General features: G+C 66.2%; 10 protein-coding genes. 6 read left to right on the forward strand and 4 right to left on the reverse strand.

Annotated features, from left to right (window positions below; translation table 11 throughout):
• Positions 1-401 precede the first annotated feature (401 nt).
• Positions 402-1,805, forward strand: a complete 1,404-nt coding sequence (locus MJ783_RS18320; protein WP_239311916.1) for an FAD-binding oxidoreductase — start codon at positions 402-404, stop codon at positions 1,803-1,805.
• Between the two features lie 145 nt (positions 1,806-1,950).
• On the opposite strand, the gene MJ783_RS18325 is transcribed toward MJ783_RS18320, so the two are convergent.
• Positions 1,951-2,583, reverse strand: a complete 633-nt coding sequence (locus MJ783_RS18325; protein ID WP_239311917.1) for an FMN-dependent NADH-azoreductase — start codon at positions 2,581-2,583, stop codon at positions 1,951-1,953.
• 119 nt (positions 2,584-2,702) lie between these two features.
• Here MJ783_RS18325 and MJ783_RS18330 point away from each other — a divergent pair, with 119 nt between their 5' ends.
• From MJ783_RS18330 to MJ783_RS18350, 5 genes are all read left to right on the forward strand, one after another.
• Positions 2,703-3,242: a MarR family winged helix-turn-helix transcriptional regulator gene (locus tag MJ783_RS18330; protein ID WP_239311918.1), complete on the forward strand. Its 540-nt coding sequence runs from the start codon at positions 2,703-2,705 to the stop codon at positions 3,240-3,242.
• Positions 3,243-3,362: 120 nt separating this feature from the next.
• Positions 3,363-4,025 (forward strand): cysteine hydrolase family protein, encoded by a 663-nt coding sequence (locus tag MJ783_RS18335; protein WP_370651689.1) that lies wholly within the window; start codon positions 3,363-3,365, stop codon positions 4,023-4,025.
• Positions 4,026-4,398: 373 nt separating this feature from the next.
• Positions 4,399-8,241, forward strand: a complete 3,843-nt coding sequence (locus tag MJ783_RS18340) for a SpoIIE family protein phosphatase (protein ID WP_239311921.1) — start codon at positions 4,399-4,401, stop codon at positions 8,239-8,241.
• 212 nt (positions 8,242-8,453) lie between these two features.
• On the forward strand, positions 8,454-8,720 hold the full coding sequence (locus MJ783_RS18345; protein ID WP_239311922.1) for a type II toxin-antitoxin system Phd/YefM family antitoxin: 267 nt from the start codon (positions 8,454-8,456) through the stop codon (positions 8,718-8,720).
• A 162-nt stretch (positions 8,721-8,882) separates the two neighbouring features.
• Positions 8,883-8,996, forward strand: a complete 114-nt coding sequence (locus tag MJ783_RS18350) for a type II toxin-antitoxin system RelE/ParE family toxin (RefSeq protein WP_239311925.1) — start codon at positions 8,883-8,885, stop codon at positions 8,994-8,996.
• Between the two features lie 276 nt (positions 8,997-9,272).
• Here the strand turns inward: MJ783_RS18350 and MJ783_RS18355 are convergent, their stop codons facing one another.
• The 3 genes from MJ783_RS18355 to MJ783_RS23740 all read right to left on the reverse strand — a co-directional run bounded on the left by MJ783_RS18355 (position 9,273) and on the right by MJ783_RS23740 (position 10,588).
• A complete protein-coding gene (locus tag MJ783_RS18355) occupies positions 9,273-9,548 on the reverse strand; it encodes a hypothetical protein (protein ID WP_239311923.1) in 276 nt (91 codons plus the stop codon).
• Between the two features lie 63 nt (positions 9,549-9,611).
• Positions 9,612-10,049 carry a toxin-antitoxin system YwqK family antitoxin gene (locus MJ783_RS18360; RefSeq protein ID WP_239311924.1) on the reverse strand — a complete coding sequence of 146 codons (438 nt, stop codon included), beginning with the start codon at positions 10,047-10,049 and terminating at the stop codon, positions 9,612-9,614.
• Positions 10,046-10,588, reverse strand: coding sequence for a YwqJ-related putative deaminase (locus tag MJ783_RS23740; RefSeq protein WP_370651690.1), 543 nt, complete (start codon positions 10,586-10,588; stop codon positions 10,046-10,048). Before MJ783_RS23740 ends, MJ783_RS18360 begins: the two co-directional genes overlap by 4 nt.
• Positions 10,589-10,596 lie beyond the last annotated feature (8 nt).

Consider the following 10,596-nt stretch of genomic DNA (forward strand, 5'->3'; position numbering starts at 1 on the left):
GCATCGTCCACGAAATAGATCCCGTCGCTCCCCAGCGGACCCCGCCGGTCACAGACGAGCCGAACAAATCCGACGAGTTCGGCAACCGTCGCGAAAAGCTCGTCGGGCCGGCCGTCCACGATGAGTATGTCGTTGCTTGAGCCATGGGCCTTCAGTAGTTCGAACTTCACGCCAGCCCTCCTGTCTCGATGTATGGCTCAGTGTAGTGTGACGTAACGCGACAACCCGGAACGGGGTAATCGGCGCGGCGCCCCGCTCCGCGGGCAGCGCGGAGCGGGGCCACAACCGGAACAACACAACAAACCGGAACGGCGCCATAACCGGAACGGGACCGTTCGCGGGACAAGCCCCGACGGGGCCGGCACGGGCTCCGCTGCCGGTGGCTGGCATACTGCCAGCGGGTGGCACACAGGCGAAGCAACGAGGACGCGACGGCCAGGGCACTTGAAGCGGTGCTGCCCGAAGGTGCGGCAATCACCGATCCGGATCTTCTTGTCTCCTATCGTCATGATCAGGCGACCGGGGCGGACGCCGGGCAGCCGGCCGTCGTCGTCTTCCCGCGTACCACCGGACAGGTCCAAGCGGTCATGCGGATCGCGCACTCCCGCCAGGTGCCGGTGGTCCCCCGCGGCGCCGGCTCCGGGCTTTCCGGCGGAGCCAACGCGACCGACGGCTGCATCGTCTTGTGTCTCGACCGCATGGACAGGATCCGCGAGATGCGCCCCGCCGACGGATACGCGGTCGCCGAACCCGGAGTGATCAACCAACGGCTCCGCGACGAAGCCAGCACGCATGGTCTGCTGTACGCGCCCGACCCGGCTTCACGGGAGTGGTGCACGATCGGCGGCAACATCGCCACGAACGCCGGTGGCCTGTGTTGCGTGAAGTACGGCGCCACCCGCGACGCCGTGCTCGGCCTCGAAGTCGTGCTGGCTGACGGGCGCGTCACCAGCATCGGGCGTCGCGGCATCAAGGGGGTGGCCGGCTACGATCTGGTCGGGCTGTTCGTCGGCAGCGAGGGCACGCTCGGCATCGTCACCCAGGCCAGGCTGCGGCTGCGTCCACTACCACCACCACCGCCGACCACCGCCGTCGCGCTGTTCCCCGACCTCGTCAGCGCCGGCCGAGCGGTCGAGGCCATCATGCTGACGACCACGCCATCGCTGCTGGAGCTTATGGACGCGACGACGTTGGCAGCGGTCGAACGCTTCCAGCCGATGGGGCTGGACACCTCGGCGGCTGCGCTGCTCATCGCGCAGAGCGACTTGCCGGGACATGCCGGTGAACGCGAAGCCGACGCCATCCTCAGCGCGTACGATGCCGCTGGTGCCACTGAAAGCTACCGTTCGCGGGACGCTGAGCAGGCCGACGCGCTGCTCACCGCTCGTCGGCTCGCCTTCCCCGCGCTCGAGCGGCTAGGCGCCTGGCTGCTCGACGACATCGCGGTGCCACGCTCGCGCCTCACCGAGACGATCAGCGGTATCGAACGGATCGCCGCTGACCGCGAGGTCGTCATCGGTACGTTCGGCCATGCGGGGGACGGAAACCTCCACCCGACGATCGTCTACCCGCACGACGATCCCGATGCCGCCCACCGTGCGTTCGCGGCGTTCGACGACCTGCTCCGGCTGGCGCTGCGAGCCGATGGGACGGTCACTGGCGAACACGGCGTCGGTCTGATCAAACGCCATGTCCTCGCCGACGAGCTGGACCTCGTCGCCCAGTCACTGCACGACACCGTGAAACACGCGCTCGATCCGGGCGGGATTCTCAACCCGGGCAAGGCGCTGCCGTTGCGCCGGTAGTCCCGCTGCCCAGCGGCTCGGCGACCGGCCGCGGGGCTACCGGCACACGCACGATCCCAGCCGAGCTCCCACCAGATGACGATTATCCCCAGCGCACCGGCCGGGGCCGGTGGCATCTCTCGCCGGGGCTGCCAGCGCAGACCGGTCAGGCTGCCGCGCGGGCCAGCGCGGCCTTTTCAGCGGCTTCCCGCGACTGCGTGGCGAGCGGGACGAGGTCAGCCATGGCCGGGTTGACCGCAGCCCTCGTCAGTTCGACGTGGATGAAGCTGATGTCGGTCGCGCCGAGCGCCCCGAAAATATGCCGGAGGTAGGGCTCCTGGTAGTCCTTGCCCTCCTGGGGGGTGCCCGGCCCGTACGCTCCGCCGCGGGCGGTGATGACCGTGACGGGCTTGCCGGTGAGGATACCGGGGCCGCCCGTCATGCTGACTGTGCGCCCAACGACGATGACGCCGTCGATCCATGCCTTGAGGGTCGATGTGATCGACCAGTTGTACATCGGGACGGACACGACCAGGTTGTCGGCCGCCTCGAGCTCACCGATGAGCTCCTCACGGGCCTGCCAGGCCGCGGCCTGCTCCGCCGTCCGCGCCTCGTCCGGCGTCATCGAAGCGGACACGGCGTCCCAGCTGAGGTGGGGAGGCTGCGTGATAGACAGGTCACGGTGAATGATGCTGCCACCGGGGTGGCTGTCGGCCCAGGCAGCGGCGAACTGGCCGGCGACGGCCCGGGAGGCCGAGCCTGGGCTCACGCTTGAGTCGATGTGCAGAAGCGTGGACACATGATCTCCTTGTCAGGACGGATGAATGCGCCACCAAACTATAGCAATACATAATTATCTGTGTTGACACGCATCGTACAGGAAGACCGTCTCAGACCGCGAACAGTAGGATCGGACGAGTGGAGTACGCAGATGCGCAGGCTGGAGCGACGGAGCCTGCGGTCACACTGCCGGAAGAGCTTCACAAGGACCTCGGCTGGCTGCTAGGCCAGGCTCTGCACGGGTTCCTGCTGGCGGCGCAGACCGCGGTCGGGGAGTTTCCCGGCGGGCTACGGGGGTTCCAGGTACTCTCGGCCACTGCCGGCGGGTGCGAGCGCAACCAGCTTGAGGTCGCCCGCCGCCTCGGTGTCGACCGTTCCGTCATGGTTCGCTTGGTCGACGACCTCGAACGCGGCACGCTGGTCAGACGCTGCCCCGATCCAGCCGACCGACGGGCCCGCATAGTTCGCCCGACCGAGGCCGGCCTCGCCCGGCTCCGCGATGTGACCGCGCGCCTGCGCCTGGCCGAGCAGCAGCTCCTGGCACCGTTGACCGCCCAGGAGCAGATCAGTTTTTCCGACGCGCTGCGACGCGTGGTCGCGGGCGTCCTCAGCGCGGGCGTGCCGCCGGTACCAGATCCGGTAGCCGCCCAGGGGCCATGCCCCGGGGCAACTGCCTGACCAGTACCCCCAGCCCCGCGGTGCCGCGGCTCCTCGCGCGCCGCGGCACCTGTCGCCGGTCGCTCTGAAACAGCCAGCCAAGACGGTAGTGTGAGATGAGAGACATTATCCGCTGCCGCCATGGGAGACGGGATGAGCCTGAACCCGATCGAAACCGCTGTGCTTCTCATCGAGTTCCAGAACGACTTCACGACCGACGGCGGCGCGCTGCACAGCGCGGTGGCGGATGTGATGAAACGGACCGGCATGCTCGACAACGCGGTCGCCGCCGCCGAACAGGCCCGGCAGGCAGGTGCCACGATCATCCATGCGCCGATCTCGTTTGCCAAGGGCTATGGCGAGATTAGCCCGAAGCCCTACGGCATCCTCGCCGGGGTGGTGGCGAGCAACGCCTTCGTCAAGGACTCGTGGGGCGCCCGGATCGTCGCGGGCCTCACGCCCGCCGCAGGTGACATCATCGTCGAGGGCAAGCGCGGCCTGGACACGTTCATGAGTACAAACCTCGACTTCATCCTGCGGAGCAGAGGAATCAGAAATGTCGCGCTTGGCGGCTTCCTGACCAACTGTTGTGTGGAGTCCACGATGCGGACCGCGTACGAGAAGGGTTTCAACGTCTTCACGCTCACCGACTGCGTCGCGGCGACCTCCCAGGAAGAGCATGACAACGCCATCGCCAATGATTTTCCGATGTTCTCGCATCCGGTTACATCCAAGGAATTCGTCGCCTCGCTCGGCGCCAGGGGCGAAACGGCTACCGACGCCAGCCGGGGCTGCCCGACCTGAACCGCGCAGCCGGGCCGCTCACGCTCCGGATACGGTCCCGGCTCGGTCGGCTCTCACGGGTTTCCATCGGGATCGCGCGGGTATCTCCTCGGTTTTTACCGAAGGGCTTGAAGCGGTCCGGCCCGGCCACGGGCCGGATGCGGGGGCCATGGTGCCGTCAGAGCAGGGATCGGCCACCAGAACATAGGTTGATCGTGACCGCCGAAGCCGAGCGTCTGGCCGGTCAGGCGTAATCCGGGAGGATCCGAACATCATTGTCGAGCGTTCCACCGGTACAGGTCCCGTCAACCCGTATTCGGTAAGCACGGAACACCAGCGCAGCCGGACCGCCGTTACCGGGACGGCGACGGCGCTCCCGACGGAATTGGCACAGATGTTCGACGCCGGCGGTACCACCGGGGCACTGATGCGTGACCTGGACTGGGCCGCGACACCGATCGGTTCCCCGTGGGCCTGGCCACCGAGCCTGCGGACAGCCATCGGCATCTGCCTGTCATCCCGGTTCCCCATAGTGATCTTTTGGGGACCGCAGCTGGTGAAGATTTACAACGATGCCTACTTGTCAATGCTCGGTGCCAAACATCCGGGCGCGATGGGCCGCCCAGCCGAGGCCGTGTGGACGGAGATATGGGATGCGGTAGGCCCTATGTTGACCGCGGTGCTGGCCGGGGAGGGAGCTTCCCTCTACCAGGACGAAATGCTTCCCATGAATCGGCACGGATATCGGGAAGAATGCTATTTCACCTTCTCTAACAGCCCACTGCGGGACGAATCAGGTCGAATCGGCGGTATATTCAGCGCGTGTACGGAGACGACCGCGCAGGTGGTCGGCGCGCGTCGGCTGCGGACACTGCGCTCCCTGGCATCCGGTACGAACGGGGCACGGACCACCCCGGAAGTTCTGGAACGGGCGGCAACGGTGCTCGGCGAGGCCTGGGCCGATGTCCCGTTCGCGCTGCTCTATCTGGCTGATGTTCCGGCTCATCCGGCTGATGCTCCGGCTGATGGCTGGGCTGAACCCGGCCCCGGGCCCGCCCTCCGCCTCATAGCCGGAGCGGGCACGGAGGACATCAAGGCGGCTGGTACCGCGTTGGTCGCCAAAGCACGTACCGCGTTCGACAGGGACGAACCAGCCCTTATCGACGGACTGACAGTGCCCTTGCCACAACTCGGTGTCGCCAGCCAGGCGCTCATCGTGCCGCTGCAGGCCATCGGCGCGCGCGGAGTCCTCGTCGCGGGGGTGAGCCCCCAGCGCCCGTGGGACGAGGACTACCGTAGTTTCTTCACCCTCGCCGCCGATCAGATCACCAGTTCGATGTCGAACGCGGTCGCATACACGGCAGAACGCGATCGCGCGATTGCCCTGGATGAACTCATCGCGGCGAAGACGACTTTCTTCGCCAACATCAGCCATGAATTCCGCACACCGCTGACGCTGTTGCTGGGCCCGGCACAGGACGCCCTCGTGGACGAGAGGTTCCCGCTCACGGGCATACAGCGCGAACGGGTCGAACTGATCCGCCGCAATGCGCTACGGCTGCTCCGGCTCGTCAACAACCTGCTGGACTTCGCCCGGATCGAAGCCGGCCGCCTGGAGCCCCAGTATGAGCCCGTCGATCTGGCGGGCCACACGGCAGAGCTGGTGAGCATGTTCCAAGCCGCTGCGGAGAGGGCCGGGCTCACCCTGACGATGGACTGCCCGCCGTTACCCGAGCCGATATGGATCGACCGTGACCAATGGGACAAAATCGTCATCAACCTCCTGTCAAACGCCATCAAATTCACTCTGCACGGCGGCATCACCGTCTCGGTAGCGGCGGTGCGTGAAGGCTCGGCCAGCTGGGCCGAACTGACGGTCACCGATACCGGCATCGGCATTGACCCGGCCGAGCAGGACCGGCTGTTCGAGCGGTTCCGCCGTGTCCCGCATGCCGGCGGACGCTCGCACGAAGGAGCCGGCATCGGGCTCGCGCTGGTCGCCGAACTCACTGCCCTGCAGGGCGGCACGGTGACCGTCTCGAGCGCGCTGGGAGCGGGTAGCACCTTCACCGTCCGGCTGCCGTTCGGTCATACCCACCTCCCCACCGACAGGGTCATCCCCACCGAACCGGCTGAACGGGCGCCCACGCACCCCGCTGCCCTCACCGGGTCTGTCGATGGGCTCCTCGCCGAGGCGATGCGGTGGTCCAACCGGCCGCAGCCCGGCGTCGTCGACGTCGCTAGCAGCACCGGCAGCACCGGTGACAACACAGGTGCGGCGGAAGAAAAGGATCGGTCCGCTCGCCCCACTGCCGCGCACCCGCGCCCGGACAGCGCTACCGGCCAGCCGCGGGTACTGGTCGTGGACGACAACGCGGACATGCGCGACTACCTCATCACGCTGTTGTCCAGCGACTATGACGTGACGGCCGCCGCCAACGGGACAGCGGCGCTCCAGCAGATCCGGGACACGCCACCGGACCTGGTACTCACCGACATGATGATGCCGGAGGTGGATGGCTTCGCGCTGCTCGCGGCCATCCGCGCGGACGCTTCAACGGTGCATCTGCCGATAGTCGTACTGTCGGCACGCGCGGGGGAAGACGCCGCGGTCACCGGGCTGGAGGCAGGGGCGGATGACTACCTGACCAAACCGTTCTCGGTCGCGGAACTGCGAGCACGGGTGCGGGCGAACCTGGAGCTGGAGCGGGCCCGGCAGGTGAGCGCGCACTACCTGCACCTTCTCGACGATTTCCCGCTGCTGATCTGGCGGTCCGGCACCGACGGCGGATGCGACTACTTCAACAACACCTGGCTTTCGTTCACCGGCCGCACGGTTCAGCAGGAGCTGGGATACGGCTGGGCCGAAGGCGTGCACCCGGCGGATCTCGACCGTTGCGTCGCGCTCTACCGCGAGGCCTTCAACGACCGGAAGCCGTTCGAAACAGAGTACCGGCTGCGTCATGCGGACGGCGGTTACCGGTGGATACTCGATGTCGGCCGCCCCATCTTCGACCTGGCGGGCCGATTCACCGGTTACATCGGCTCCTGCCTGGACCTCACCGAACGGCGACGAGCCGAGGAAGCGGTGCGGACGGCGGCGGTGATCGAACAGTCGGCTGCCCGCGAGCACCGGATCGCCGCCGAACTCCAGCGGAGCTTGCTGCCCGCGACGTCCTTTGTCCACGGCGCGCTGCGGACCGCTGTGTATTACCGCGCCGAAGGCGAGACCGAGGTCGGCGGGGACTGGTACGACGTGATCGAGCTCGGCGCCGGCCGGATCGCGCTCGTGATCGGCGACGTGATGGGCCGTGGCGTGCGTGCCGCAGCCGTCATGGGACAGCTGCGCGCGGCGGTACGTGCCTACGCCCGCCTCGACCTGGCCCCAGCGGACGTGCTTGAGCTGCTCGACGGCGTCGTCCGCGACCTGACCCAGGACTCGATCGTGACCTGTGTCTACGCCGTGTACGACCCGCTCAAGCACTCTCTGGCCTTCGCCAGCGCGGGGCATCTCCCCCCGCTGCTCGTCGACCCGGCAGGGACCGTTCGCCCGCTGACCGCGGGATCGGGGCCACCGTTGGGTGCCGATCTGCCGGAATTCACCGAACAGCGGGTCGCCCTCCCCCCGGGCGCCATGCTGGCTCTCTACACCGACGGGCTGGTCGAGCAGCGCGGCCGTGACATCGACGCCGGCATCGACAAACTCCGCGAGCACCTGGCCGGCTCCCGCGACATCCCGCTGGACGCGCTGCCAGATCGCCTCGTCGACCGGATGCTCCCCGGCGCCCAGGACGACGACATCGCGCTGCTGCTCGTCCAGGCGTCGCCATCGCCATTACCGTCGGTGAATGGCGGCCAGCCCATGCTGCACATGGAGATCAGCGGCAGCGTCCAGAGCGTGCGGGACGCCCGCCAGGCCGCCGCCGCGGCGCTGGCGTCGTGGCGGATCCCACCCAAACGTGCCGCTGACGTCGTTCTTGCCGTCAGTGAACTCGTCACCAACGCCGTCCTGTACGGGGAAGTGCCCATGGACCTGCGGTTACGGCCAGCCGGGCACGAGTTGATACTCGACGTCCGCGACGCCGCGAGCACCTTGCCACAGCGGCTGCGAGCGACCGCGGACGACGAACACGGCCGCGGCGTCCACCTCGTCTCACTGATCGCGGATCGCTGGGGAGCGCGCAACACCGACGACGGTAAATCCGTCTGGTGCACCTTCACGATCAACCAGTCATAAAACCGTCATCGGCGCCCGGCAGCGGCTATGACTACCTACGAAGGTACGGTTCTCCGCCGCCTTATACCCCACCGATGTGGTAGTCGAATTGCCTCGGCACCCAAGGAACCCGGAACGATTCAGTCCCAGCTCCTCGCCGAAACGATCACAAGCACTAGCGACGGCGGGCAGGAAGACAGACACCAGACAACCGAGGGGCCACGATTGTGGCCATGAGTATCGAGTCGCTCCGCACCGTCCGCGACCACCTCTCGGAGTTCGTCGACCGCGTCGAGCGCCAGCACGAACGGATCGTGCTGACCCGCAACGGCCACGCCGCCGCCGTCCTGATCAGCCCCGAAGACCTCGCCCAGCTGGAAGAGACCATCGACGTCCTGCGCGATCCACAGGCACTGGCGGACATCCGTGAAGCCAACCAAGCCTACGCCAGCGGCGACGTCCTGCGCGGCACCGCCGCCGTACGCGACCTGCTCAGATGAACGACAGCGACTACGAGCCCGTCCTCGCCCCACCCGCCCGGCGCGCGCTCGCCGCCCAGCTACCCGAGGCGGTCACGACCGCTGCCGTCGAGTTCCTCACCACCGCTCTGGTCACCGCCCCCTCGCAGAGCCGGCAAGGCTCTGCGCTTCGACCTCGACGGAATCTGGTCAGCCCAACGAGGCACCTACCGCGTCCTCTACCGCATCAACGAAGACAAACGCGAAGTCGTCCTCCTCCGGATCGAACACCGCCGAGATGCCTACCGGCCGCTGTGACCTTGTAGGCACCGGACCAAAACTGTCCGCCTGTCCGCCTCAACCGAACAAATTCATCCGTGGCGACCCAAGCACCGCAACAGGCGCGCCAGCCCTGACTGCCGAGCACACGAACGCCAGCGACGTCATCGGTCATCCGTCAGGCGCTCCGGGCGTGGCTCGACGTCTCGTAGCCGTCGACGTCCCACAGCGCTGTGGGGTCGCGGCCAAGCAGATCGGGACTGGCACGGACCGGTCACCGCCGATCGTGGTACGCTTCCACGCCTTCGGACGACGTCACCGCAAGCCAGCGACCTTCATCAGGCGCCACACCCGCTTGGACAACAGGAAGTGACCGACCACGGCTAGGCCGGCACGGACGCGGCGCACACCGGGGTTGCCACGCCCCTCACGGTAAATCTTCATGATCATGGTGGTTTCGGTGGTGTCGTCGCGGGAGCGCTGACTGCGCTGGCCACAGCGCCAGGCGTAGTAGCCGGAGCGGGACACAGCCAGCTCGGCACACATGAACGTAACGAGGAATTCGTCGGAGGCAGCCCAGTCCGCGCCCACTCACCATGCGCGACCGCACGTCGCACGGTATCCTGGCAGCTACCTGGGCCGGACTCCCACAGATCATTCTTCTCGTGCCGGCCATGCCCTTTCGCGACGATATCGCTCCAACAACGAGAAGTTCGGACTTTCATCGCTAATTTCGGAGGATTCAACCACTGCTCCAGAAGCGTCACTTCTCAAAGAAGAGACCAATATTCCATACTCATACACCGCTTCAAATTGAACGTTCCCATCCTCGTCGAACTCCCGCAACGGTCCGTGAAGCACGTTCTCCCAGAAATAGGACTCGCCCTTCAGAGCTCCCGATGGATACCAGTCCCTCGCAGGCCCCGCTTGCATCCCCTGACGATAACTAATCTCTGAGAATCCATGACCGGGCACCTCTTCATATCCAATGCCCGTAAAAAGAACACCGCGATAAGTGTATATCAGATCTTCATCGAAATCGAGCTCCGAATCCTCTACCCTCGCCACACCAGATTCATCGCTTCCACTCATGGGATTTCCTCCGCGCCTCGAGTTAGAACCACACAGTTAGGACACCGAGCAATCGGCATGCCCTGCCCAGCACCCCGAAGACGTAGATTATATATCAGGAAGTCCTCGACGTCAGCATCCAACCTCGCCCAAAGACCTTGATTAAGTGCATTTATTTCAGAATGAGCACCCGGGGTACCCTTCCCCGCCGCATGGGGCCCCTCAAATTCATTGAGGCGCGCTTGGAGCTCAGGGTAAAGCGGCTCAGGAATGCCAGTATTTTGACCGAAAAAGATTTCCCCTGTTTGTTTGTCTATCACTCCCGTAAGCACCGGTCCACGCTGTCGAATAGACTGATACTCAGAGCTCGTACGATCCGTAATCGAATAATAACGATCTTGCACCGCTTTCCGCAACCTGGCAGCAAGGTCATCATCACGATTCGGGTTTCCGTCGTCGGGGGAGGCGGGGGATGTCGGTGGGGCGGGTGGGTTGCCGTCACCGGGCGGGCGCCCCTTGCCACCGGCGGCAGCAGGATCAGGATCGGGCCCGTCCGGCACACAGGTAG

Source organism: Protofrankia sp. Cj3, from assembly GCF_917627355.1.
Taxonomy (GTDB): domain Bacteria; phylum Actinomycetota; class Actinomycetes; order Frankiales; family Frankiaceae; genus Protofrankia.

What these genes read in the sequence shown, in the direction of transcription:
- MJ783_RS18335 (WP_370651689.1), top strand. Translation starts at nt 3,363, where the DNA reads ATGGGAGACGGGATGAGCCTGAACCCGATCGAAACCGCTGTGCTTCTC.
- MJ783_RS18340 (WP_239311921.1), top strand. Translation starts at nt 4,399, where the DNA reads ATGTTCGACGCCGGCGGTACCACCGGGGCACTGATGCGTGACCTGGAC.
- MJ783_RS18345 (WP_239311922.1), top strand. Translation starts at nt 8,454, where the DNA reads ATGAGTATCGAGTCGCTCCGCACCGTCCGCGACCACCTCTCGGAGTTC.
- MJ783_RS18360 (WP_239311924.1), bottom strand. Translation starts at nt 10,049, where the DNA reads ATGAGTGGAAGCGATGAATCTGGTGTGGCGAGGGTAGAGGATTCGGAG.